Raw genomic sequence first — 22,622 nt, 5'->3', positions numbered from 1 at the left:
GTGTGGGAGGGGGCTTGCTTCCGATGAGGCCCTCAAGGTCAGCGCCTGATCAACTTCTCCTGCACCGCCTGCTGATCCACCTCCAACAAAACCTGCTGCTTGCCCCCTACCATCACCGCCGCCGGCACCCCATCACGGTACACAACCCGGTTACCGCTTACCGCTGGCACCTTGGCTCCCGGCAACAGCGTGCCGACAAGATTCAACGGATCCGCCCCACACACCGCAATTAAACTGCCATCATGGGGCCGCCGCCGCACCTCGCGCAGCAACGGTATCGCCTCCGGCAATGCAAACTGCTCTCCCGCCAACCCACTGACAAACCGCCCGCCACGGATCTCGCCTCGCGCCTCCAACCGATGGAAGGTGCGCAGCAACTCGCGCCAACTCGGTAACCAATCCGCCTCGCGCTCCAGCAGCCGCCAGAACACCACGCCATAGCGGCGCAGCAGGGTCATCGCTACATGCTCCAGGGTCTCGGCCGTATGCGCGCCGGCGGCGGTCGCCGAGCGGCGAACCAAGGCCCAACGCCCGGCTTCGTCCATACCGCCGACAAACGCCCCGCGCCCACGTCGACTGCTGCGCGCCTGGCGTTTGCTCGCGGGGGTGGTCAAGGCGCGCAGGCCGGCAAAGCTGTCAGCATTCACCAAGCCTGCGCCTACCAATTCCTGCAAGGCTGTCTCCAACTCGCTGGGCAGCAAATGGGCTTCGTGTACCAGTTCATCGAAAAACAGCGCGCCATGCTCGCGCAGGGCCAGGTGGACCTTCTGCGTCTTGGGCGACAACGTGGTGCTGTCGGTAGGCTCGGTCAGCCCGCTCCACAACGCTACCTGGCTACGGGGGAGCAAAACCACCGGGGTGCTGCGCAATGCCATGGCGCCGGCCTTGTTGCTCAGGCGCGTCCAGACCAGCTTGCCGCTGCGGCACAGGTCATCGAGCCAGGTCGATGAGTAATCCTTGATGCGGGCGCTGAGCAGGTCTGTGTCCCAGGCTGACGTGGCGGCGGCATAGCCTTCGAACTGGCCGACGATTTGCGGCAACACGGCGCTGCCCTGGCCGCGGGTGCTGTCGGACAGGTGTTGCCAATCGAACAGAAAGCGCATGAAATCCTGCAATGCCACCGGCTCGATTTCCCGGCGCAGGCGCTTGACCGTGTAGCGATGAATGCGCGCGAGCAAATGACGTTCGCACCATTGTTCTTCACCCACGCCGGGGCTGAAGTGACCGCGCAGCACGTAGCCTTCTTGTTCCAGGCGTGCCAGGGCCTGGGTAAGCGCCACCACCGGTAATGCCAGGGGCGCTGCGATCTCGACCAGGGTCAGTGGGCCAAAACCACTCAGGCGCGCACGCAGCACTTCCACCAGCGCTTCATCAAAGGACCAGGGCTCATCGAACCCCGGCAGCAACGGCAGATCGTTGGGATACAGCGCCTGCAAACAATTCAAGCGCTCTACGGCGCCCCACATTCCATTGGGCAACTGATAGGCCCGCCCGGCCTTGCGCAAGGCCTGCAACCATTGGGCCCATTGCGGCGTAACTTCGCCCGCTGCGATGCACGCCAGGCTCATCAACGCTTCATGCATTTCATCCAGGCCATTGGGCGCCGGCCAGGCTTCTTCGCGTACACCGGCGATGGCGTCGGCATCCAGGGCGCCCAAGTCGTCGGTGCTCTGCGGGTCGCTCCAGCGTCGGTTGAGCACGGCCTGGGTGCGGCGCTCTTCCAGGGGGGCGTCGTCGAGGAAGGTATAGGGTTTAGCGCTGAGGATTTCTGCGGCCATGGGCGAGGGCGCGGGCAGGTCGCGGCTGATCAACCGCACGTCGCCGCGTTCCATGCGCCGCAGCAGCGCCAGCCAGGCGTCGCTGTCCATGGCCTCGTGCAGGCAGTCGTCGAGGGTTTGCTCCACCAGCGGGTGGTTGGGGATTTCGCGTTCGCCGGAGAGGTTTTCCAGGCAGGCGATCTGGTCGGGAAATACGCTGGCGATCAGGTCTTCGCTCTTCATGCGCTGGATCTGCGGCGCCACCTTGCGCCCGCCGGTATAACGCGGCAGCGCCAGGGCCACGCCGGCATTCCAGCGCCAGCGCACACCGAACAGTGGCGCATCCAGCACGGCCTGGATCAGGATGTGCTCGGCACTGTTGCTGTTGAGGTAACGCCACACCTCATCCAGCGCGAAGCTGTGACTGGTGGACAACGACAGCACGATGGCATTTTCACTGGCCGCCGCTTGCAACTCGAAATTGAAGGTACGGCAAAAGCGCTTGCGCAAGGCCAGGCCCCAGGCGCGGTTGATGCGGCTGCCAAACGGCGTGTGGATGATCAGTTGGGTGCCGCCGGACGCATCGAAAAACCGTTCCATGATCAATGTGTCCTGGGACGGCAAGGCGCTCAGGGCCTGGCGCGACCGGGCGAGGTAATCCAACAGTTGGTCGGCGCTGGCGACATTGAGACCCAGGGTGCCGGTAAGCCAGTCGAGGGCCGGTTGCAGGTCGCCGGGCGTGGCGCCGAGCAAGCTGTCCAATTGCCCTTGCAAGCGGGCCACGGCCACCGATAACTCGTTGCTGCGCCCGGGCGCTTCACCCAACCAGAACGGAATGGTCGGGGGTTGGCCCTGGGCGTCTTCGACCCGCACCTTGCCGGCTTCGACACGCAGGATGCGATAGGAGGTATTGCCGAGCTGGAAGATATCCCCGGCGATGCTTTCCACCGCAAAGTCTTCGTTGACGCTGCCGATATTCAGGCTTTGCGGCTCCAGCAACACGCTGTAGTCGGCGTTGTCGGGGATCGTGCCGCCGCTGGTTACCGCCGTGAGCCTGGCGCCACGGCGGCCACGCAGGGTGTGGGCCACAGCGTCGCGGTGCAGGTAGGCGCTGCGCATGCCCTGGCGGCCGTTGTAGCCCTCGCTGAGCATCTGCAAAAGGGCCTGGTAGTGGCGTTCATCCAGTTCGGCGTAAGGCGCGGCGCGGTGGATAAGCGCCAGCAGCGCCTGTTCCGGCCATTCCTGGGCGCTGACCTCGGCGATGATCTGCTGGGCCAGTACATCGAGCGGTGCCACCGGAATATGCAAGGTATCCAGCTCGCCACGGCGCACGCAGTCGAGCAGCGCGGCGCACTCGATCAGGTCGTCGCGGGTGGTGGCAAACAGGCGCCCCTTGGGCGTGCCACCGACCTGGTGCCCGGAACGGCCGACCCGTTGCAGGAAGCCGTTGATGGAACCGGGTGAGCCGATCTGGCACACCAGGTCCACTTCGCCGATATCAATCCCCAGCTCCAGGGACGCCGTGGCGATCAACACTTGCAGTTCGCCGGCCTTGAGGCGCTGTTCGGCATCCAGGCGCATCTCCTTGGCCAGACTGCCGTGGTGAGCGGCCACGGCGGTCTTGCCCAGGCGCTCGCTCAAGTGCCGGGCCAGGCGTTCGGCCAGGCGTCGGGTGTTGACGAATACCAGGGTGGTGCGGTGTTCACGGGCCAATTGCGCGAGGCGATCGTAGACCAACTCCCACACGTCGTTGGCCATCACCGCCGAGAGCGGCACCAGCGGCACTTCGATCGCCAGGTCACGGGGGCGGGCGTGGCCGATATCCACAATGGCGCAATCACGTTCGGTGCCAACTAAAAAGCGTGCGACGGCTTCGATGGGTTTTTGCGTGGCCGACAAGCCGATACGGGTCAATGGCTCGGCACACAGCCCTTGCAGGCGCTCCAGGCTCAAGGCCAAGTGGCTGCCGCGCTTGCCAGCGGCGATGGCGTGGATCTCATCGACGATCACCGTACGTGTGCTGGCGAGCATGTGCCGGCCGGAATCCGAGCCGAGCAGCACGTAGAGCGATTCAGGAGTGGTTACCAGGATATGCGGTGCGCGTTTGCGCATCTGGGCGCGGTCTTTTTGCGGGGTGTCGCCGGTGCGCACAGCGGTGCGGATTACCAGCGGCGGCAGCCCCCGCTTCTCTAGATGTTCGGTAATGCCGGCCAGCGGGTTTTGCAGGTTGATCTGGATATCGTTGGATAGCGCCTTGAGCGGCGACACATACACCACCAGGGTTTGGTCCGGCAGTTCGCCGCCGTTGGCCAGGCCTTGGTGCACCAGGTCGTCCAGCACCGCCAGGAAGGCCGTCAGCGTCTTGCCGGAGCCGGTGGGCGCGGCGATCAGCGTCGAGCGGCGCTGGCGGATCAACGGCCACGCCTGGGCCTGGGCGTTGGTCACCGAAGGAAAGGTACTACGGAACCAAGTGCTGACGGCGGGGTGAAAGCCGTGCAAACCCTTGTCCGTTGATTCGGGAAGGTTCATTCACCCTATATGCAACCGGCGGGGCCAAGTTGCAACCCCGCACTTTATCCGTGACGGTTGCGCTACAAACCCGCAAAATGCAACGATTCTGGCAACTACCTACGGCAAGGCGCACATGCCTGTCGATAATAACCATCGTTCCAAACAGACCGGGCCTGCTCAATCTATGCGAATGCGCCTTATGTTACTGGGCGGCGGGAATGCCCTCGGGCAGGCGCTGATTCGCCTCGGTGCGGAGGAAGACATCGGTTTCCTCGCCCCCAAACCGCCCCAAGACGGCTGGGATGCCGCAAGCCTCACCCAATTGCTCGACGACACCCGTCCCGATGCCTTGATCAACCTCGCCTACTATTTCGACTGGTTCCAGGCCGAAGCCGTGAGCGAAACCCGCTTGGCCGCCCAGGAGTTCGCCATCGAACGCCTGGCCGAGCTGTGCCAGCATCACAGCATCACCCTGCTGCAACCGTCCAGCTACCGCGTATTCGATGGCTCCCGCGCCACGGCCTACAGCGAGAAAGACGAGCCGGTGCCCCTGGGCCTGCGCGGCCAGGCGTTGTGGCGTATCGAACAAAGCGTGCGCGCTACGTGCCCGCAGCATGTGCTGCTGCGGTTTGGCTGGTTGCTCGATGACAGCGTCGACGGCACGCTCGGGCGCTTCCTGGCCCGGGCCGAGAACGCCGACGAGCTACTGATGGCCGACGACCGCCGGGGCAACCCGACGCCGGTGGACGATGCGGCGCGGGTGATCATCTCGGTGCTCAAGCAACTCGATTGCGCTGCGCCGCTGTGGGGCACCTACCACTACGCCGGCCACGAGGCGACTACCCCGTTGGCGCTGGGGCAGGCGATTCTGACTGAAGCGCGCAACTTCCATCCGTTGGCCATCGAGTCCCCCACCGCCCAGGCTCACGCAGCGCGGCCGGATGCGGCGGATGAACCGCAGCATGCGGTGTTGGCCTGCAAGAAAATCCTCCACACCTTTGGCATCAAACCACGGGCATGGCGGGCAGGTTTGCCGGCGCTACTGGATCGCTTCTACCGCCATAGCTGACACCCTCAAAACCAAAATGTGGGAGGGGACTTATGTGGGAGCTGGCTTGCCTGCGATAGCATCACCTGGGCATCACTGATACACCGTGGTGTCTGCATCGCGGGCAAGCCCGGCTCCCACATAAGCCCCCTCCCACAGGGGTTATGCGGTGTGGCTTAAACCGAACTCAGAACTTGTAGCCGATACCCACCATGTAAACCATCGGGTCTACATCCACATTGACCTTGGCCCGAGTGCCCTGGCCCAGCGCGTTGTTATCCACAGTCGCTTTGGTGCTGATGTCGATATAGCGCGCCTGGGCGTTGATCATCCACTTGTCGTTGATCATGTAGTCGGCGCCGATCTGTGCAGCCCAGCCCCAGGAGTTCTCGGCCTTGAAGTTGCTGAAACCAGCCTGCTCGGCGCGACTGCCCACGTGCTCGTCGTAGATCCAGGTGTAGTTGATACCGGCGCCCACATACGGTTGGAACGCGGATTTGTGATCCAGCGGGTAGTACACGACGCTCAAGGTCGGCGGCAGGTGCTTCAGCGTGCCGAGCTTGCCATTGGCGGCGCCCAGGGCGGTGTTCTTGATCTTCACGTCATGCTCGAACGGTGTGGCCGCGAGCAATTCGATGCCGACGTGGTCGGTGATCATGTAGGCGAAGTTCAAGCCCAGTTGGGTGTCGCTGCTCATGGTCGCCTTGCCGCCCAGATTGGTGCCGGCCAATGGGCCCTGGTCAACCTTGACGCTGCTGCTGTCGGCCTTCGGGTTCACGGTAATTGCACCGGCGCGAACCAGAATATCGCCCGCCTGGTGAGCGTGAGCGACGGGGGCGACGAGGGCGAGCGCGAAGAGGGACGCGCCGAGCAGAGACTTGTTCATGGGAGCTCCAAAGGACGTTTAAAAGTTGTACGTCCAATGGTAAAGATCGTTCCGTACGGTCTTTTGACTCAGCTCAATGAAAGGGTGATCAGTCACTTGCGCCACTGATCTAAACCTGTGGGAGCTTCGGTGTGTGGAGTTATTCCTCAAGCTCGTACATGTAAATCTTCTGGGCATCCATCTGGTAACCAGCGTCCGCCAATTCGCTGGACGATGGCTTGACCTGCATCGCGCCCTCGATCCAGTACGGTTGATACAGCTCATCGAGCTTCACCCCGACTTCACTTTTCACATGCACGATCTGGTTCGATGGCGGTGGGGGCACGTGTATGCATGCGCCGAAATACGGCACCAGCAGAAACTCCGTGGTGCGGCCTTCTTCGCTGACTTCCAGGGGCACGATATACCCCGGCAGGCGAATGTGCTGGCCGTCCAGGCTCTGTACTACTGGCGCGTTAGGCATGTCCTGCTTGGCCGCCGGCGCGGCTTCGACGGACAAGGCATCGGCCATGTTCGACAGGTCGTGCAGCGGCTTCATATTGGGCACTTCAGGTGGCGCATCCGGCGGGATCATCTCCTGCCAGGACAGATCCTTGGGCTGTTCCTGCGCCCAGGCAGGCACGGCCATCAACAACAACAGGGCAAACAGGGCACGACACATCGAAGCCTTCCTCATAAACGGATGGACAGGCCATCGGCCAAAGATTGGCGGTAGGCGCGCCACGCGGGCACGCTGCCCATCAACAGGGCGGCTGCCAGGATACCGGCGAGCAACGTCCATTCATATTCGCTCGGCCACGACATCGGCAGGTCCAGACCGTAGTTGGCCTGCAAATAACCCCGCGAGGCGGCGATGCACAGGTACAGCAACCCCAGGCCCGCCACCACGCCAGACAAGGCCAAGGCGAAGGCTTCGAAGATCAGCAGCGTTGCGATGTGCCAAGGCCGCGCGCCCACCGACCGCAGGATCGCCATCTCGCGGCGACGCTCGTTAAGGCTAGTGAGGATCGCGGTGAGCATGCCGATCAAACCGGTCAGTACTACGAACAGCGAGATCACAAACAAGGCTTTTTCGGCAGTGCCCATCATGCTCCAGAGTTCTTGCAGCGCGACACCGGGCAGGATCGCCAGCATTGGCTCGCCACGGAATTCATTGATTTCCCGTTGCAAGGCAAAGGTGGAAATCTTGTTGTTCAGGCCGAGCATGAACGCGGTAATGGCCTGCGGCGTCAGGTCCATATTGCGCGCCTGGTCGGCACTGATGCGTCCTTTGCCCTGGGCCGGCACGCCGTTGTGCCAGTCGATATGGATCGCTTCCATGCCGCCGAGGCTGATATGCAACGTGCGGTCCACCGGCGTGCCGGTACGCTTGAGAATGCCCACCACCGTAAACGGCTTGTCGTCATGCTTGACCAGGCTGACCACCGCCACGCCGTGGGCCAGCACCAGCTTGTCACCGAGTTTGTAATGCAGGGCGTCGGCCACTTCGGCGCCGAGCACCACTTCGAATGGGTCGGTGGCGAAGGCGCGGCCGCTGGCCAGCGCGAGGTTTTGCTTACGCCCGTACTGGTAGTGCTCGAAATAGGATTCGTTGGTGCCCATTACCCGGTAGCCGCGATGGGAGTCGCCGAGGGAAATGGGAATCGCCCATTTCACTTGAGGGCTGGCGGCGAAGTGCTCGTAGCTGTCCCAACGGATGTTGTTGGTGGCGTTGCCAATGCGGAACACCGAGTACAGCAGCAGGTTGACCGAGCCGGAGCGGGCACCGACGATCAGGTCGGTACCGCTGATGGTGCTGGCGAAACTGTTGCGCGCCTCGACGCGCACACGCTCCACCGCGAGCAGCAAGCAGACGGAAAGCGCGATGGCAAACGCGGTGAGGATCGCGGTGAAGCGGCGGTTAGCCAGGCTGGCCATGGCTAGACGGAACAGATACATCTCAAACCTCTGCGGGCATGGCGGCGCGATTGAGTTCGGCCAGCGACAGGTTGCGGTCGAACAGCGACGCCAGGCTCTGGTCATGGCTGACAAACAACAGGCTGGCGCCCGCTTCGCGGCATTCTGCGAACAGCAACTGCAGGAAGGCTTCGCGGGCGTCGTAGTCCAGGGCCGAGGTGGGTTCGTCGGCAATCACCAGTTCTGGCTGGCCGATCAGCGCGCGGGCAGCGGCCACCCTTTGTTGCTGGCCGATGGACAGCGAATCGGCACGGCGTTCCAGCAGGCTCTGGTCCTTCAAACCCAAATGTGCGAGCAAGGTCGCCGCGGCCTGGTCGACACTGCCGTGGCGCTGTTTGGCCCGTTGCGCGCGCAGCTTGGAAAAGTGGCATGGCAGCTCGACGTTCTCGCGCACCGACAGAAACGGCAGCAGGTTGAACTGCTGGAAGATATAGCCGGTGTGGTCCACACGGAAACGGTCACGAGCACCGGCCGACAGTTCGGTCAACTCCTGGCCGAGCAGGCGGATGCTGCCCTGGCTGGGCTTCTGCACGCCTCCCAACAGCCCGAGCAGAGTGGTCTTGCCACTGCCGCTCGGGCCCTTGAGGAACAGGGTTTCCCCTGGTTCCAGGCGGAACGCGGGAATGTCCAGCAACTGCGGGTGACCGGGCCAGTTGAAGCCCAGGTCGGACAGTTCGATTAACGCTTGAGTCATGGGAAGTTAGTGTCGCCTGGTAGTCGAAAATGGCGCCGATCCACTGTGGGAGCTGGCTTGCCTGCGATGGCATCGCTACGGTGTGCNTCGCCTGTATCGCAGGCAAGCCAGCTCCCACAGGGACTGTGCTTTCAAGTCAGAACTTCAGGGTGGCGGCGGTGGCCGTCGCTTCAACACCTTGCTGACCGCTAGGGCCGATCAGTTGTACCTGAATTTTCTGCGTGGCGGGGAAGGTCTTGAACACTTGGCTCAAGTCCAGGTTGCCCAGGGCCGCCGGCGTGGCGCAGGTGAACTGGTAATGGGCGTGGATTTCACTGTGGTCGTGATCATGCTTGTGGGCGGCTGCGCCCTTGCCATCGGTGGCGTGGTCATCGTCGTCATGCTCGGCTTCTGGTTTGTCACCGAACAACGGGCTGTTGAGTTCCTGGCTGCTGACCACGCAACCTGCGGCCTTGGGCAGGTTGAACAGTGCCGATGGATTTTCCAGCTGCTTGCGTACGGCGGCGACCTTGGCTTTGTCGGCGGCGCTGGTGGCGGCATGTTCGAAACCCACCAGGTTCATGGCCGGGCTGTCCAGTTCCAGCTCCAGGGCCTGGCCGTCCAGTACGGCATTCAGGCGCCCGACGCCATGTTCATGGGCGCCGAGGCTGCCGTGCTCGTGGTCGTGGTCTTCGTGAGCATGAGCGACAGCCAGTGGCAGCAGGGCAAACGGCAAAGCAAGCAGCAAACGGCGCATGAGAGGGCTCCAGGATGAAAGTTTTGTTATGTGATCTTATAACAATTGATCCGAGAGTTTGACCGCCCGCTTGGTGTTGCGCAAGCTGCATGGGAGCATGCCCGTCAGAAAAATGCAGGAGTAAGGACGATGTTGCGAATTCGTGGAACCATCGGTGAGTTGCCGGTGGACTTGACCCTGGAGCTGGACGACGGCGATTGGGCGCGATTAGGCGCTCAACTGCAGGCCGCTCCAACGCCCAGCGCACCGGCTGCGGCGCCGGTCAAACAGAACGAAGACCTGTGGCAGAACGCCCAGGATTTGCTACGCAAGGCCGGGCAACTCAATGGCCTGGAATTGCTCGACCAACTCGAAGGCTTGGCTGGCGATGCCGGGGCGGGCAAGCGCCTGTTGGTGCGTCTGCGCCACAGCGCGAACGTGAAGGTGGCCAGCGGCGGCGACACACCGCTCTACACATGGATTGGCCCTTTGTAGGAGCGAGCTCGCTCGCGAAAAAACCTCAGGCTCCGCGTTCATTCAGGATGCCCGCGTTATCGTTGTCGTTTTTCGCGAGCAAGCTCGCTCCTACAAGGTTGGGTTAATACAACGCGGCAAACAACTTGCGGCGGTACACCGTGACCAGCGGGTGATCATTGCCCAGCAATTCGAACACCTGCAGCAAGGTCTTGTGGGGCAGGCCTTCGCTGTAGCTGCGGTTGCGGATAAACAACTTGAGCAAACCTTCCAGTGCCGCGTCGTATTGCTGGCGCGCCAGTTGCTGGATCGCCAACTGATAGGCCGCTTCGTCATCCTGCGGGTTTTGCGCCAGGCGGCTTTTCAGCTCGGCAGCGTCCGGCAAATCCGCAGCCTGGCGAAGGAAGGTGATTTGCGCCTTGGCCCCGGCCAGGGCGGCCTTGTGGTCGTCGCTCTTGACCGCGTCGAGCACGGCCTGGGCTTCACCCAATTCACCGCGTTCGGCCAGGCAGCGTGCATACAGGATCAGAGCGGCGGCGTTGGTATTGTCCTCGCCCAACAATTGCACCAGCAACGCTTCGGCCTCGCTGATACGCCCTTCGCTGAACAGCGCCTGAGCCTGCTCCAACGGATCCGCCGCAGCCGGCGGTGGCATTTGCACATGGGGCTCCAGCATCGCCCGCACTGCCGACTCCGGCTGTGCACCGGCAAAACCGTCCACCGGTTGGCCATCCTTGAACAGCACCACCGTCGGCAGGCTTTGAATGCCAAAACGCGCCACGATGTCCTGTTCGGCTTCGCAGTCGATCTTGGCCAGCAGCAACTCACCCTGATAACTCTCGGCAATCTTCGCCAGCATTGGCATCAGTGCTTTGCAGGGGGCGCACCACTCGGCCCAGAAATCGACCAATACGGGCTTTTCAAAGGAGTTCTGGATAACGGCCTGGTCGAAGTTGGCGGTGGTGACGTCGAAGATGTACGGCGTGGGCTCACTCATGGGGCGTCTCGAATAAAGCGGGAATGGGGGCAACTATAAGGGCTGGCGAGGTTGGCTGAAAGCATCCTGGATTCAAGACCGCTATCGCAGGCAAACCAGCTCTCACCTTGAAATGCATTCCCCTGTGGGAGCGGGCTTGCCCGCGATGGCCTCAAGCGCGCCGCGAATGGTACAGGCTTACCTTGCGAAACTCCCAAGGCTCGGCCAGGTCCGGCAGGGTCAAAGCCTCGAGGATCTCCAACCGCTGGTAATCCGGATGCTGGAAGTCCCGTACCCGTGAATCCGCTACCAGCGCTTCGCGGCCGCGGGTGAGGAACTGATCCAGCAACGGCAGGTTGGCGCGGTCGTAGAGTACGTCGGCCACCAGGATCAGGTCGAAGCGGTCGGCTTCGGCAAAAAAGTCTGCCGAATAACTCAATGACACCTGGTTGAGCTCGGCATTCGCACGGCAAGCGGCCAAGGCCAGTGGGTCCAGGTCGCAGGCCACCACCTCCAGGGCCCCAGCCTTGACGGCGGCGATCCCGGCTACTCCCGAACCTGCGCCGAAATCCAGCACGCGTTTGCCGGCGACCCACTCAGGATGCGCTGCCAGGTAGCGGGCCAACGCCAGGCCGCTGGCCCAGCAAAAGCTCCAGTAGGGCGGCTCATGCAGGATGCGCCGGGTTTCTTCCTGGCTGAAGGCGCGGTCCATGTTGTCGGCGTCCAGCAGCCACAGCGATAATTCGGTGCCCGGCAGTGGGCAGGGCACTAATTGCGCGTCGCCGATCAGTTCGCTCAAGGCACGCTGCAGGTGCAGCGGTGGTGTCATGGTGCCTTGACGAGTTGCAAGGGGCCGGTGCTCTGGGTGATCGCCTGGGTGACGCGCACGGCAGGCAGATGCAGGATCAACTGGCCGGACTGGCTGGCGCGGCCGCGCAATTCCACGCGGGCACCGGCCGGGAAGGCTTCAGGGTTGAAGCGCAGGCGGAAGGCCAGGGGCTTGCCGTTGCCGCTCAGTACGCTGCTGGCGAGCAGTTGCTGCGGGCGCGAACGGTCGTCGATCACCAAGAGCGCCATCTCGACTTCGGCACCGGCGGGCACGTTGGTCAGGCTGCCGCTGATTTCGCGCTGATAGGCGGGCAGGGGGCCGAGGTCTTCAATGCCCGGGACTTTTTTCTCTTGCGCGGGTGTCGGTTGAGGCGCGGCCGGCTTGGGGGCTTCGCTGCTGCAGGCGACCAGAAAACTGAACAGGCTGAGTAGAACGAGTGGTCGTAACTGCATGTACGGCTCCAGAAAGGACAAAATCCGTGGCTTAAAAATATGAAACATATAAGCCTGCCTATATACCGTAAAGGCTATGGCTTGTCTTGCCACAGGGATGCGCTACCATGGCCCTCCCATTTTTTGTTGCCTGCCAACCATGCACTGTCCCTTCTGCGGTGCCAACGACACCAAGGTCATCGACTCGCGTCTGGTCGCCGAGGGCGACCAAGTGCGTCGCCGGCGCGAATGCCTGGCCTGTGGTGAACGTTTCACCACCTTCGAAACCGCCGAACTGGTGTTGCCGCGTCTGATCAAGTCCGACGGCAGCCGCCAGCCTTTCGACGAAGAAAAACTGCGCGCCGGTATGCAGCGCGCCCTGGAAAAACGCCCGGTGAGTGTCGAGCGCCTGGAAGCGGCGCTGGTGCATATCAAGCACAAGCTGCGAGCGACCGGCGAGCGCGAGGTCAAGAGCCTGGTGGTCGGCGAGTTGGTGATGGGCGAGCTGCAAAAGCTCGACGAAGTCGCCTATATCCGTTTTGCCTCGGTGTATCGACGCTTCCAGGACCTCAATGAGTTCCGCGAAGAGATCGACCGCCTGGCCCGTGAGCCCTCCAAACAATGACATCTGAACAGGCTGTGCTCGACGCCCACTACATGGCCCGCGCCCTCGAATTGGCGCGCAAGGGCCTGTACACCACCCACCCCAACCCGCGGGTCGGCTGCGTGATAGTGCGTGACGGGCAGATTGTCGGCGAAGGCTGGCATGAGCGCACCGGCGAGCCCCATGCCGAGCCCAATGCCCTGCGCGCCGCTGGCGACAAGGCCCGTGGCGCGACGGTATACGTGACCCTTGAACCGTGCAGCCATCATGGCCGTACGCCGCCCTGTGCCGATGCGCTGGTGACAGCCGGTGTCGCCCGGGTGGTGGCCGGCATGCAGGACCCGAACCCCGAAGTGGCTGGCCGAGGTATGCAGCGCCTGGCCCAGGCGGGTATCGAGGTGCGCAGCGGTGTGCTGGAAACCGAAGCGCGGGCGCTTAACCCCGGCTTCCTCAAGCGCATGGAGCACGGTCTGCCGTTTGTGCGGGTCAAGCTGGCGATGAGCCTGGACGGCCGCACGGCGATGGCCAGCGGCGAAAGCCAATGGATCACCGGCCCCGCCGCCCGTGCTGCGGTGCAACGCTTGCGTGCCGAGGCCAGCGTGGTGCTGACCGGTGCCGACACGGTACTGGCCGACGGTGCCCGCTTGACCGTACGCGCTGCCGAACTGGGCCTGGACGACGCAACCACCGCCCTGGCCATGTCGCGCCCGCCGTTGCGCGTGCTGATCGATGGCCGCCTGCGGGTGCCGCTCAACGCACCGTTCTTCAAGGCCGGCCCGGCATTGGTCATCACCTGCGTGACTCCGGAGAACCAGTTCCCCCGGGGCCCTGAGTGCCTTGTGGTTCCAGGTGTGGAGGGCCAGGTTGACCTGCGCTCGGCATTGGTCGCCCTGGCCGCCCGTGGCGTCAACGATGTGTTGGTGGAAGCCGGCCCAAGCCTGGCCGGCGCGTTTGCCCAACAAGGCCTGGTGGATGAATACGTGATATTCATCGCCGGCAAGTTCCTCGGCTCCGCTGCCCGCCCGTTGCTGGACTGGCCGCTTGATAAGTTGGCCGATGCTCCCCAACTCAAGATCACCGAAATGCGCGCTGTGGGCGACGACTGGCGAGTCACTGCCATCCCCGTCCCAGCAGTGAGCGTATAATTCCCGGCCTGCGCTTGAGCGTCAGCCCCCTCGTTTTCAGGAGAACGAAATGTTCACCGGCATTATCGAATCCATCGGCAGCATCCGTGCAATGACCCCCAAAGGCGGGGATGTCCGCCTGCTGGTTGAAACCGGCAAGCTGGACCTCGGCGACGTCAAGCTGGGCGACAGCATCGCCGTCAGCGGCGTGTGCCTGACCGTCATCGAGCTGCCGGGCAACGGCTTTGCTGCCGATGTCAGCCGGGAAACCCTGGACTGCACCGCGATGAACGATCTTGCGGCCGGCAGCCCGGTCAACCTGGAAAAAGCCCTGACGCCCACCACCCGCCTGGGCGGTCACCTGGTCAGCGGTCATGTCGACGGTGTCGGCGAAGTGGTGGCCCGCAGCGAAAACGCCCGCGCCGTGGAATTCCGTATCCGCGCGCCAAAAGAGCTGGCCAAGTACATCGCTCACAAAGGCTCGATCACCGTCGATGGCACCAGCCTGACCGTGAACGCTGTGAATGGCGCTGAATTTGAACTGACCATCATTCCCCACACCCTCAGCGAAACCATCATGGCCTCGTACCAGCCGGGTCGCCGGGTGAACCTGGAAGTGGACTTGCTTGCCCGTTACCTGGAGCGCCTGTTGTTGGGCGAAAAGGCCGCAGAGCCTGCATCAGGCAACATCACCGAAAGTTTTCTGGCCGCTAACGGCTACCTGAAATCCTGACCAAGGGGGTGCCGCGTGGCGCTCAATAGCATCGAAGAACTGGTTGAAGACATCCACCAAGGCAAGATGGTCATCCTTATGGATGACGAAGATCGCGAGAACGAAGGCGACATCATCATGGCCGCCGAGGCGTGCAAGCCCGAGCACATCAACTTCATGGCCAAGCACGCCCGGGGGCTGATCTGCATGCCCATGAGCCGTGAACGCTGCGAACTGCTCAAGCTGCCCTTGATGGCGCCGCGCAATGGCTCGGGTTTCGGCACCAAGTTCACCGTATCGATTGAAGCCACCACGGGCGTCACTACAGGCATTTCCGCCGCTGACCGCGCCCGCACCGTGCAAGCTGCGGCGGCGAAAGACGCCAAGGCCGAAGACATCGTCAGCCCCGGCCACATCTTCCCGCTGATGGCCCAACCGGGCGGTACCCTGGCCCGCGCTGGTCACACCGAAGCCGCCTGCGACCTGGCGCGCATGGCCGGTTTCGAGCCAAGCGGGGTGATCTGCGAAGTGATGAACGACGATGGCACCATGGCCCGTCGTACTGAACTCGAGGCCTTTGCCGCAGAGCACAACCTCAAGATCGGCACCATCGCCGACCTGATTCACTACCGGATGATCCACGAACGTACCGTTCAGCGGATTGCCGAGCAGCCACTGGACAGCGAGCTGGGCCAATTCAATTTGGTGACCTACCGTGATTCAGTGGAAGGCGACGTGCATATGGCCCTGACCCTGGGCAACATTTGCGCAGAAGAACCGACCCTGGTACGCGTACACAACATGGACCCACTACGTGACCTGTTGATGGTCAAGCAGCCGGGCCGCTGGAGCCTGCGCGCCGCCATGGCTGCGGTTTCCGAGGCCGGCAGCGGTGTGGTGCTGTTGCTCGGTCACCCGCTCGATGGTGATGTGCTGCTGGCGCACATCCGCGAAACCGCCGACGCCGTGCCGGTGAAAAAACCGACCACCTACAGCATCGTCGGTGCCGGTTCGCAGATCCTGCGCGACCTGGGCGTGCGCAAAATGCGCCTGATGAGCGCACCGATGAAATTTAATGCGATATCCGGATTCGACCTGGAAGTTGTAGAATACGTGCCCTCCGAATAAAGGCTGGCGATTTTTGCCCCTTGTTCGCGGTTAAATCATCACTGAGGGACGCACTTTTCGCGTCCCGGCTCTTTAAGAGATTTGTCGAATGACCCTGAAGACCATCGAAGGTACCTTCATCGCCCCCAAAGGCCGCTATGCCCTGGTGGTTGGCCGCTTCAACAGCTTCGTGGTTGAAAGCCTGGTAAGCGGTGCGGTTGACGCCCTGGTTCGCCACGGTGTGAGCGAGAGCGATATCACCCTTATCCGTGCCCCTGGCGCCTTCGAAATTCCACTGGTTGCGCAAAAAGTTGCTCAGCAGGGTGAATACGCGGCGATCATCGCCCTGGGCGCGGTCATTCGTGGCGGCACCCCGCACTTCGAATACGTAGCCGGCGAATGCACCAAGGGCCTGGCCCAGGTGTCCATGGAGTTCGGCGTGCCAGTCGCTTTCGGCGTACTGACCGTGGATTCCATCGAGCAAGCCATCGAGCGTTCCGGCACCAAGGCCGGTAACAAAGGCGCTGAAGCTGCCTTGTCCGCCCTGGAAATGGTCAGCCTGCTGTCGCAGTTGGAGGCCAAGTGATTTCCGACGAAAGCGATCAGTTCAACCCTCAGGAGCCTCGTCCTGCCGATGCGGGCAAGCCGTCCAAGAGCGAGAAGCGTCGCAAGGCGCGTCAACTTGCGACCCAGGCGCTGTACCAGCGACACCTGGCGGGCGCTTCGCTGAACGAAATCGAGGCACAGTTTCGCGTCGATAACGATTTCACCTTCGCCGACCAGAGCTACTTCCACGACATCCTTCATGGTGTGCACGCCAACCTGACCGAGATCGACACAGCCTTGGCGCCATGCCTGGACCTGACCATCGAAGAACTCGACCCGGTTGAACTGTGCGTGATGCGTCTGTCCACCTGGGAGCTGCTCAAGCGCGTCGACGTGCCGTACCGCGTCGTGATCAACGAAGGCATCGAACTGGCGAAAGTCTACGGTTCGACCGACGGCCACAAATTCGTCAACGGTGTGCTCGACAAGCTGGCCCCGCGCCTGCGTGAAGCCGAAGTGAAGGAACACAAGCGCTAATCTGCGCTTGATTCCTCAATGGGTGAGTTTGAGCTGATCCGCACATACTTCGCCGCCGCGCCTTGTGCGCAAGGCGGCGAAGGCATTGCCCTGGGGATCGGCGACGACTGCGCCTTGCTGGCGCTTCCCGCCGGGGAGCAACTGGCAGTCTCCACCGATACGCTGGTGGCTGGCGTGCATTTTGCCGACCCCTGTGACCCGTTCCTGCTCGGCCAGCGCTCGCTGGCCGTGGCGGTGAGCGACCTGGCCGCCATGGGCGCCCACCCCCTCGCCTTTACCCTTGCCCTGACCACGCCGAGCGTCGAAGCCGATTGGCTGCAACGCTATGCCCAAGGCTTGAACGCCATGGCGCAAAGCTGCGGCGTAGGCTTGGTGGGCGGCGATACCACCCGTGGGCCGCTGAGCCTGACCCTGACCGTGTTCGGCCGTGTGCCGGCTGGCCAGGCCTTGACGCGCAGCGGTGCACAGCCGGGTGATTTGCTGTGTGTGGGCGGCGAGTTAGGCAATGCCGCTGGCGCCTTGCCGCTGGTATTGGGGCAACGCACGGCTGACGTAGCAATCGCCGAGCCGCTGCTGGCGCATTACTGGTCGCCGCAACCGCAGCTGGCCCTGGGGCTGGCGCTGCGGGGCAAGGCGACAGCGGCGATGGATATCTCCGATGGGCTGTTGGCTGACTGTGGGCATATCGCCAAGGCGTCAGCGGTGCGCCTGGTGGTTGAGCGCCAGCGGTTGCCGTTGTCCGAGGCCTTGCTGGCGTTTGTCGGTGAAGACCAGGCTCAAGTAGCGGCGTTGAGCGGGGGCGACGACTATGTGTTGGCGTTCACCTTGCCACCGTCCGAGTTGGCGCCGTTGCAGGCGGATGGCTGGCCGGTGCATGTGGTCGGTCGGGTCGAAACGGGGCACGGCGTGACGCTGCTCGACGGCGACGGCCAGGACATCACCCCGGCCGTGCGCGGCTACCAGCATTTTCGCCAGACGCCCTGAGCCGGCGGTCTGCGCTACCCTTTAGACGATTATCCCGAGTAAGAGGCCGTGACTATGGCTGCATGCCGCTGGCTGCTGATCGTGCTGTGTACCTTCGTTTCCCTGGCCCAGGCGGACACTCCCGTGCCCGGTAAAATCGTGCTGGCCAGTGAGGAGTGGAACGACTACACCAACAGAGATGGTAGCGGCCTGGCCTGGGACCTGCTGCGCCGCGTCTTCGAGCCAGCAGGCATTACCCTGGAAACTCGCAGCGTGCCCTATACCCGATCGGTCGGCCTGGCCCAGCGTGGTGAGGCGGATGGTTGTGTCGGCACCTACCGCGATGAGGTCAGCGCAGTGCTGTACCCGCGCTGGAACTTCGACGCCGATCATGTCTACGCTCTCGGGCTGGCAACTTCACCCACGCCGACGTTGGCGACCCTGGGCAACTACCGCCTGGCCTGGGTGCGCGGCTATAAATACGAGGAATACCTGCCCACCGTGCGCCGCTTCAACCAGATCGAGCGGCGCAGCGGCATTCTGCCAATGCTGCAACACGGCCGTGCCGATTTTTATATCGACGCCCTCACCGAAGCCAAATACGTGCTCAGCCAGGCGCAAGACCCGGCGCTGTTCAAACTCACCCATATAGCTGAATTACCGCTCTACGTAGGCTTTGCCGACACCGAGCGCGGCAGGGCATTGATGGCCGTGTATGACCAGCGTTTGGGTATCCTGGTCCAGACCGGTGAGTTGAAAGCGATATTCGAACGCTGGAAACAGCCGTATCCGTTCTGGCGCCCATAGAACTGACTCAAAGGCCAATCGAACCTATTGATCTTTATCAGCGATAATTCAGCTTAAGCGTCTGTAGGAACGTGCTGTTACAATGCCCGCCTCTGTGAAATCTGAAATCAGGAGCACACGGTGCCCGTCGTTTTCGTCGCCGCTTCCAAGCTGCCTACCCCTTTTGCCACGTTCACCATGAACGGCTTTCTTGAAGAAGCCACCGGGCGCGAGCACGTTGTGCTCAGCCTCGGCGACATCACCGATGGCGCGCCGGTGCTGGGGCGTGTGCATTCCGAGTGCCTGACCGGCGATGCGCTGTTCAGCCAGCGCTGTGACTGCGGCTCGCAACTGGAGGCCGCACTGCAGGCCATCGCCCGTGAAGGGCGTGGCGTGCTGCTGTACTTGCGCCAGGAAGGCCGGGGCATTGGCCTGTTGAACAAGATCCGCGCCTACGAACTGCAAGATGGCGGCGCCGACACCGTGGAGGCCAACGAGCGCCTGGGCTTTGCTGCCGACCAGCGCGACTACGCCATCTGCCTGCCGATGCTCGAGCACCTGGGGGTCAAATCCCTGCGCCTGATGACCAACAACCCCCGCAAGGTCAAAGCCTTGACCGAGATGGGCATCACCGTGGCCGAGCGCGTACCACTGCACACCGGGCATAACCCGCACAACAAACTCTACCTGGCCACCAAAGCCAGCAAGCTCGACCACATGATGGGCAACGAGCACCAGGGCGAGGTCGACCGCGCGTGACCCGTGGCCAGGTGAAACGGCGACTGTCCTTCAACTGGTGGCAGTACCTGGCCCTGGCGTTGCTGCCCTTGTTCGTGATCAACCTGCTGTTTGGCCGTGCTGAATCCTTGTTGCCCGTATTGGCCATGCCGTTCTTCATCGCCGGCGTGGCCTCGATGTTTCTCAGCCTGCGTTATTTTCACGCCTACAAACACGCGCTGATCGCCACCTCCAAAGCCCTTGATACTGCTGACGAACCCGCGGCCTGGATCACCCTGGCGGCGCGTCGGCGCACGGCGTTGCTGGTTGCAGCGTTACCGGCCTGGATTGGCGCGCTGGCGGTATTCGTCGGCCTGGAGGCGGTGCCGCTGTTTCTGTTGGCGCTGTCGACGCTGGTGTTGTTCTATCTCTATCGCATACCGCGCCAGTTGGGATGAAGCGCTATTGGCTGGCGCTGCTGCTGGTATTCAGTGCCCAGGCGTTGGCGGTCGAACGCGTCGTCAGCCTGGCGCCGTCACTGTCTGAGATCGTGCTTGAACTGGGCGCCGAGGACTTGCTGGTCGGCGTGCTTGACGGTGGTGACCGCCCGGCGGCGTTGGCGACGGTGCCTTCGGTCGGGCACTACGGCCAGTTGGACATGGAGCGCCTGCTCAGCCTCAAGCCCGACTTGATCCTGCTGTGGCCTGGCAGCGTCGGCCCGGCCCAGCGCGAGCAGCTCCAGCGGTTGAATATCCCGGTGTACGTCGCCGAACCCCACAGCCTTGAACAACTGACCGCCCAGGTGCAGGCCATTGCCGAGCAATTGGGCCGCGCTGAGGCGGGGCGCCAGCTCGCGGTACAACTGCGTCAGCGCTTGGCCGAGTTGCGCCAGCGCTACCAGCGGGCCGAGCCGCTGCGGGTGTTTTACCAAGTGTGGAACCAGCCGCTGTACACCGTGGGCGGTGGGCAGATCATCAGCGATGCCCTCAGCGTGTGCGGGGCGCGCAATGTGTTTGATGACCTGAAGTTGCCGGCGCCGCAGGTGAATATCGAATCGGTGCTGGCGCGTGATCCCGAGGTGATCCTGGTGGGGGATCAGGCTCAGAAGGAGGCCTGGAAGGCATGGCCGGCGATGGCTGCTCGGGTGCGGTTAGTGCCGGACAAGGGCCTGGAACGGCCCAGCGGGCAGATGTTGGAGGCGGTAGCGCGGTTGTGCCAGGTGATTGCGCCGAACCTGTGACAACGCTATCGCAGGCAAGCCAGCTCCCACTGGGGAATGCATTTCAACTGTGGGAGCTGGCTTGCCTGCGATGACGACTGTTCAGGTTACTCAGATCTCAGGTGTCCACGTCACCCCAAGCATCCACACCCGACCTTCTTCACGATAATTCTGGCTTTCCCCGAGGTAGCTGTACTTCGCCCGTGCGTAAGACTTGTCCAGCACGTTATCCACCTTCAACGACAACGACACCTCCCGGTTCAACGCCCAACTACTGCGCAGCCCCAACAAGGCATAACCGCCCAGACGGTTGCGGTTGGCTTCATCGTCGTAGCTGCTGCTGATCGCTTGCCAGCTGGCGCCGAGACCGAGTTGATCAAATTGCCGGTCCAGATCCAGGTTCACCGTTCGCCGGGCGCGACGTGCCAGGGTGTGGCCGTTGTCACGGTCACGCGGGTCGATAAGCGACAGGCCCAGGTTGCCCTGCCAGCCAAACAGTTCCTGCTTGAGCGCCGCTTCAAAGCCGTTGATCCGCGCCGACGCCACGTTTTGCGGCTTGCCAGCGTCAAGGATAATCGCGTCGCTCAGGTCGGTGCGATACAGCGAGGCTTCCAGGCGCGTGCTGTCGCTCAGTTGGCTGCGCCATTGCAGCTCGTAGCTCTTTGATGTCTCGGGCTGCAGGTTGGGGTTGCTGTACTGGGTGTCGGGGTAATAGAGGTCGTTGAAGGTCGGCGCGCGAAAGCCTTCGCTGTAGCTCAAGAGCAGGTCATTGTCAGGGTTGACCGGCAAGGTCAGGGTGCCGCTCCAACTGTTCTGGCCGCCGAACTGCTGGTTCTGGTCGCGGCGCAGGCCCAGCTCGGTGGAAAACCACTGGCTATGGAAGCGATGCTGCACGAAAGCTGCCCGGTTCCAGCGGCTGTTCTCGGTAAAGGTGGTAGAACCTTGGAAACGGTCTTCGTACCAGTCGCCGCCGACGATCAGGCTGTTTTGCTCATCCAGGGTCAGGTCGTTCTGCCAATTGACCGAGTCGCGGTAGGTGTTGAATGCACTGTAATCATCGCTGAGGGTATCGCGCTTGGTGTCGCGGTTTTCACTGTGGCCCAGCTCCAGGCGCGACTGCCAGTTGTCATTGAGCTTGGCATCGAGATAGCCGCTGGCGCTGCTCACGGTGTAGTCGGTGTAGGGTTTCTGGCCCAGGCTCTGCCCGGTGGCGCCGTCGTAGCGGCCATAACTGTTGTCGTACTCCGACTTGCCACGGTTATCCAACAGGTTGAAGCCCGCCTCCAGCTCATCGCTGAACGAATGGCTGAGGTTCAGGCTGATGGACTGGTTGCGGTAGGCATCATGGTCGCCGTCACTGGGAAACGACGCGTGGCTCGCGTTGATACCGGTGGTTTCATCCAGGCTCGCGCCCAGGTTGAAACGCGTGTGTTCATCGCCGCCCGACAGGCCCAGGCTGCGCTCCCAGGTCTGGTTGCTGCCAAAGCCAAGTTTCAAGCGCGGCTGCAAGCCTTGCTCGGCATTGCGCCGGGTGAACACCTGAATCACCCCGCCAATCGCATCGCTGCCGTAAATCACCGAACGTGAACCGCGCAGCACTTCCACCCGTTCAATCTGATCGACGTTGAGGTATTGCAAGCCGCTGTCGCCGGAGGTGGTGTTGGCGATGCGTTGGCCGTCCACCAGCACCAGGCTCTGCGCCGACTTGGTGCCGCGAATGAAAATCCCCGGCAAACTGCCACGCCCACCGGTTGGCGCAACTTGCACGCCCGGCACGCGGCTGAGCAGGTCGGTGACACTGGTGGGCTGAAGGCGGTCGATGTCGGCGCGGGTGAATACGGTGTTGGCGGCGCTGCTGTCATTACGCGCCTGGACTTGGCGGTTGGCGCTGATGACCACGTCGGAGAGCTTCAGGGCCTGGTCGCGGGTGTCGGCGAGCAGGTCAGCGCAGGGTAGCAGCAGCAGGGCAAGGCACAGGCGTTTCATGGGCTGTCCATAGCATTCGAAGGTCATGCAAAACCACTGTGGGA

At 62.8% G+C, this 22,622-nt stretch carries 23 protein-coding genes; 13 read left to right on the top strand and 10 right to left on the bottom strand.

The annotated features are described in order from the left end of the window. Positions 1-38: 38 nt before the first annotated feature. A complete protein-coding gene (locus ACTJLA_RS06365) occupies positions 39-4,286 on the bottom strand; it encodes a DEAD/DEAH box helicase (RefSeq protein ID WP_314550102.1) in 4,248 nt (1,415 codons plus the stop codon). A gap of 166 nt (positions 4,287-4,452) precedes the next feature. On the opposite strand from ACTJLA_RS06365, the gene ACTJLA_RS06360 reads away from it, so the two are divergent. Then, positions 4,453-5,337: a sugar nucleotide-binding protein gene (locus ACTJLA_RS06360; protein ID WP_054896955.1), complete on the top strand. Its 885-nt coding sequence runs from the start codon at positions 4,453-4,455 to the stop codon at positions 5,335-5,337. A 166-nt stretch (positions 5,338-5,503) separates the two neighbouring features. Here the strand turns inward: ACTJLA_RS06360 and ACTJLA_RS06355 are convergent, their stop codons facing one another. From ACTJLA_RS06355 to ACTJLA_RS06335, 5 genes are all read right to left on the bottom strand, one after another. Beyond that, positions 5,504-6,202: an OmpW/AlkL family protein gene (locus ACTJLA_RS06355; RefSeq protein WP_014720136.1), complete on the bottom strand. Its 699-nt coding sequence runs from the start codon at positions 6,200-6,202 to the stop codon at positions 5,504-5,506. A gap of 139 nt (positions 6,203-6,341) precedes the next feature. Beyond that, entirely contained in the window at positions 6,342-6,863 is a 522-nt protein-coding gene (locus tag ACTJLA_RS06350) for a DUF3299 domain-containing protein (protein ID WP_072448216.1), read from the bottom strand. 11 nt (positions 6,864-6,874) lie between these two features. Continuing rightward, complete coding sequence (locus ACTJLA_RS06345) at positions 6,875-8,140, bottom strand: ABC transporter permease (RefSeq protein ID WP_072448218.1); 1,266 nt, start codon at positions 8,138-8,140, stop codon at positions 6,875-6,877. A gap of 1 nt (position 8,141) precedes the next feature. Beyond that, positions 8,142-8,852 carry an ABC transporter ATP-binding protein gene (locus ACTJLA_RS06340; RefSeq protein ID WP_054896940.1) on the bottom strand — a complete coding sequence of 237 codons (711 nt, stop codon included), beginning with the start codon at positions 8,850-8,852 and terminating at the stop codon, positions 8,142-8,144. Between the two features lie 136 nt (positions 8,853-8,988). Next, positions 8,989-9,588 (bottom strand): DUF2796 domain-containing protein, encoded by a 600-nt coding sequence (locus ACTJLA_RS06335; protein ID WP_054896939.1) that lies wholly within the window; start codon positions 9,586-9,588, stop codon positions 8,989-8,991. Between the two features lie 129 nt (positions 9,589-9,717). Here ACTJLA_RS06335 and ACTJLA_RS06330 point away from each other — a divergent pair, with 129 nt between their 5' ends. Next, positions 9,718-10,062 (top strand): hypothetical protein, encoded by a 345-nt coding sequence (locus ACTJLA_RS06330; RefSeq protein WP_054896938.1) that lies wholly within the window; start codon positions 9,718-9,720, stop codon positions 10,060-10,062. Positions 10,063-10,165: 103 nt separating this feature from the next. Here ACTJLA_RS06330 and trxA read toward each other — a convergent pair whose 3' ends face one another. From trxA to ACTJLA_RS06315, 3 genes are all read right to left on the bottom strand, one after another. Next, entirely contained in the window at positions 10,166-11,038 is an 873-nt protein-coding gene (gene trxA, locus ACTJLA_RS06325) for a thioredoxin (protein WP_019818859.1), read from the bottom strand. Between the two features lie 151 nt (positions 11,039-11,189). Then, positions 11,190-11,846: a class I SAM-dependent methyltransferase gene (locus ACTJLA_RS06320; protein ID WP_034126854.1), complete on the bottom strand. Its 657-nt coding sequence runs from the start codon at positions 11,844-11,846 to the stop codon at positions 11,190-11,192. Beyond that, positions 11,843-12,298 carry a YbaY family lipoprotein gene (locus ACTJLA_RS06315; RefSeq protein ID WP_003194586.1) on the bottom strand — a complete coding sequence of 152 codons (456 nt, stop codon included), beginning with the start codon at positions 12,296-12,298 and terminating at the stop codon, positions 11,843-11,845. The genes ACTJLA_RS06320 and ACTJLA_RS06315 overlap by 4 nt, the downstream gene beginning before the upstream one ends. 139 nt (positions 12,299-12,437) lie before the next feature. Between ACTJLA_RS06315 and nrdR the strand changes: the two genes are divergently transcribed. From nrdR to ACTJLA_RS06260, 11 genes are all read left to right on the top strand, one after another. Further along, positions 12,438-12,902 (top strand): transcriptional regulator NrdR, encoded by a 465-nt coding sequence (gene nrdR, locus ACTJLA_RS06310; protein WP_019818855.1) that lies wholly within the window; start codon positions 12,438-12,440, stop codon positions 12,900-12,902. Further along, the gene (ribD, locus tag ACTJLA_RS06305; protein WP_019818853.1) at positions 12,899-14,026 is read left to right on the top strand and encodes a bifunctional diaminohydroxyphosphoribosylaminopyrimidine deaminase/5-amino-6-(5-phosphoribosylamino)uracil reductase RibD; all 1,128 of its coding nucleotides are present in this window, start codon (positions 12,899-12,901) and stop codon (positions 14,024-14,026) included. The genes nrdR and ribD overlap by 4 nt, the downstream gene beginning before the upstream one ends. 49 nt (positions 14,027-14,075) lie before the next feature. Further along, complete coding sequence (locus tag ACTJLA_RS06300) at positions 14,076-14,738, top strand: riboflavin synthase (protein ID WP_014720128.1); 663 nt, start codon at positions 14,076-14,078, stop codon at positions 14,736-14,738. A 15-nt stretch (positions 14,739-14,753) separates the two neighbouring features. Further along, on the top strand, positions 14,754-15,845 hold the full coding sequence (ribBA, locus tag ACTJLA_RS06295) for a bifunctional 3,4-dihydroxy-2-butanone-4-phosphate synthase/GTP cyclohydrolase II (protein WP_314550128.1): 1,092 nt from the start codon (positions 14,754-14,756) through the stop codon (positions 15,843-15,845). Between the two features lie 88 nt (positions 15,846-15,933). Beyond that, the gene (ribH, locus tag ACTJLA_RS06290; protein WP_003194576.1) at positions 15,934-16,410 is read left to right on the top strand and encodes a 6,7-dimethyl-8-ribityllumazine synthase; all 477 of its coding nucleotides are present in this window, start codon (positions 15,934-15,936) and stop codon (positions 16,408-16,410) included. Further along, complete coding sequence (gene nusB, locus ACTJLA_RS06285) at positions 16,407-16,907, top strand: transcription antitermination factor NusB (RefSeq protein ID WP_044269051.1); 501 nt, start codon at positions 16,407-16,409, stop codon at positions 16,905-16,907. The genes ribH and nusB overlap by 4 nt, the downstream gene beginning before the upstream one ends. A gap of 18 nt (positions 16,908-16,925) precedes the next feature. Beyond that, on the top strand, positions 16,926-17,891 hold the full coding sequence (gene thiL, locus ACTJLA_RS06280; RefSeq protein ID WP_186527205.1) for a thiamine-phosphate kinase: 966 nt from the start codon (positions 16,926-16,928) through the stop codon (positions 17,889-17,891). A gap of 54 nt (positions 17,892-17,945) precedes the next feature. Continuing rightward, positions 17,946-18,677, top strand: coding sequence for a substrate-binding periplasmic protein (locus ACTJLA_RS06275; RefSeq protein WP_262019944.1), 732 nt, complete (start codon positions 17,946-17,948; stop codon positions 18,675-18,677). A 120-nt stretch (positions 18,678-18,797) separates the two neighbouring features. Continuing rightward, positions 18,798-19,415 carry a GTP cyclohydrolase II gene (ribA, locus tag ACTJLA_RS06270; protein WP_005791841.1) on the top strand — a complete coding sequence of 206 codons (618 nt, stop codon included), beginning with the start codon at positions 18,798-18,800 and terminating at the stop codon, positions 19,413-19,415. Continuing rightward, positions 19,412-19,831 carry a hypothetical protein gene (locus tag ACTJLA_RS06265; protein ID WP_034126857.1) on the top strand — a complete coding sequence of 140 codons (420 nt, stop codon included), beginning with the start codon at positions 19,412-19,414 and terminating at the stop codon, positions 19,829-19,831. Before ribA ends, ACTJLA_RS06265 begins: the two co-directional genes overlap by 4 nt. Beyond that, the gene (locus tag ACTJLA_RS06260) at positions 19,828-20,613 is read left to right on the top strand and encodes a cobalamin-binding protein (protein WP_314550148.1); all 786 of its coding nucleotides are present in this window, start codon (positions 19,828-19,830) and stop codon (positions 20,611-20,613) included. The genes ACTJLA_RS06265 and ACTJLA_RS06260 overlap by 4 nt, the downstream gene beginning before the upstream one ends. A 90-nt stretch (positions 20,614-20,703) precedes the next feature. Here ACTJLA_RS06260 and ACTJLA_RS06255 read toward each other — a convergent pair whose 3' ends face one another. After that, the gene (locus ACTJLA_RS06255) at positions 20,704-22,578 is read right to left on the bottom strand and encodes a TonB-dependent receptor domain-containing protein (protein WP_314550151.1); all 1,875 of its coding nucleotides are present in this window, start codon (positions 22,576-22,578) and stop codon (positions 20,704-20,706) included. Between the last annotated feature and the right edge of the window lie 44 nt (positions 22,579-22,622).

It is taken from the genome of Pseudomonas sp. 22072 (genome assembly GCF_052046095.1).
Taxonomy (GTDB): domain Bacteria; phylum Pseudomonadota; class Gammaproteobacteria; order Pseudomonadales; family Pseudomonadaceae; genus Aquipseudomonas; species Aquipseudomonas paracarnis.
Note: the sequence above shows the minus strand (reverse complement) of the source record. Positions and strands in the feature narration are given on the sequence as shown.

Coding starts and splice junctions, on each gene's coding strand:
- ACTJLA_RS06260 (WP_314550148.1), top strand. CDS start 19,828: ATGAAGCGCTATTGGCTGGCGCTGCTGCTGGTATTCAGTGCCCAGGCG.
- ACTJLA_RS06320 (WP_034126854.1), bottom strand. CDS start 11,846: ATGACACCACCGCTGCACCTGCAGCGTGCCTTGAGCGAACTGATCGGC.
- ACTJLA_RS06300 (WP_014720128.1), top strand. CDS start 14,076: ATGTTCACCGGCATTATCGAATCCATCGGCAGCATCCGTGCAATGACC.
- ACTJLA_RS06360 (WP_054896955.1), top strand. CDS start 4,453: ATGCGAATGCGCCTTATGTTACTGGGCGGCGGGAATGCCCTCGGGCAG.
- ACTJLA_RS06340 (WP_054896940.1), bottom strand. CDS start 8,852: ATGACTCAAGCGTTAATCGAACTGTCCGACCTGGGCTTCAACTGGCCC.
- thiL (WP_186527205.1), top strand. CDS start 16,926: ATGGGTGAGTTTGAGCTGATCCGCACATACTTCGCCGCCGCGCCTTGT.
- ACTJLA_RS06330 (WP_054896938.1), top strand. CDS start 9,718: ATGTTGCGAATTCGTGGAACCATCGGTGAGTTGCCGGTGGACTTGACC.
- ACTJLA_RS06275 (WP_262019944.1), top strand. CDS start 17,946: ATGGCTGCATGCCGCTGGCTGCTGATCGTGCTGTGTACCTTCGTTTCC.
- nrdR (WP_019818855.1), top strand. CDS start 12,438: ATGCACTGTCCCTTCTGCGGTGCCAACGACACCAAGGTCATCGACTCG.
- trxA (WP_019818859.1), bottom strand. CDS start 11,038: ATGAGTGAGCCCACGCCGTACATCTTCGACGTCACCACCGCCAACTTC.
- ribD (WP_019818853.1), top strand. CDS start 12,899: ATGACATCTGAACAGGCTGTGCTCGACGCCCACTACATGGCCCGCGCC.
- ACTJLA_RS06355 (WP_014720136.1), bottom strand. CDS start 6,202: ATGAACAAGTCTCTGCTCGGCGCGTCCCTCTTCGCGCTCGCCCTCGTC.
- ACTJLA_RS06255 (WP_314550151.1), bottom strand. CDS start 22,578: ATGAAACGCCTGTGCCTTGCCCTGCTGCTGCTACCCTGCGCTGACCTG.
- ACTJLA_RS06365 (WP_314550102.1), bottom strand. CDS start 4,286: ATGAACCTTCCCGAATCAACGGACAAGGGTTTGCACGGCTTTCACCCC.
- ribH (WP_003194576.1), top strand. CDS start 15,934: ATGACCCTGAAGACCATCGAAGGTACCTTCATCGCCCCCAAAGGCCGC.
- ACTJLA_RS06345 (WP_072448218.1), bottom strand. CDS start 8,140: ATGTATCTGTTCCGTCTAGCCATGGCCAGCCTGGCTAACCGCCGCTTC.
- ACTJLA_RS06335 (WP_054896939.1), bottom strand. CDS start 9,588: ATGCGCCGTTTGCTGCTTGCTTTGCCGTTTGCCCTGCTGCCACTGGCT.
- ACTJLA_RS06315 (WP_003194586.1), bottom strand. CDS start 12,298: ATGCAGTTACGACCACTCGTTCTACTCAGCCTGTTCAGTTTTCTGGTC.
- ACTJLA_RS06350 (WP_072448216.1), bottom strand. CDS start 6,863: ATGTGTCGTGCCCTGTTTGCCCTGTTGTTGTTGATGGCCGTGCCTGCC.